At 49.5% G+C, this 214-nt stretch carries 1 pseudogene; it reads right to left on the bottom strand.

The features are described 5' to 3' along the window. A pseudogene (locus tag FC99_RS14220) lies at window positions 1–214 on the bottom strand (group II intron reverse transcriptase/maturase); the annotation flags it as partial.

Below are 214 nucleotides of genomic sequence, written 5' to 3'. Positions count from 1 at the left end.
TTCAGATAAGGCAAGAGGTCTTCGACGGTCATACCGTCAAGCCCTGCTGCCCCTTTATTTCTCTTGACCCGGAGATACGCTAGGTTTAGATTATTCCGAGTCAAAACACGTTTAGAGAATTCCATGCCACTTATCATCGTACTTTCACCGGAGGAGGTACTACGCGCCCCAGTGTACCTTTGGCCTTCCAGGCCTATCTTCAACTGGTGGTCAG

Source organism: Levilactobacillus koreensis JCM 16448 (genome assembly GCF_001435525.1).
GTDB classification, from domain to species: domain Bacteria; phylum Bacillota; class Bacilli; order Lactobacillales; family Lactobacillaceae; genus Levilactobacillus; species Levilactobacillus koreensis.
The sequence above is the reverse complement of the archived record's forward strand: the minus strand, read 5'-3'. Positions and strand labels throughout refer to the sequence as shown.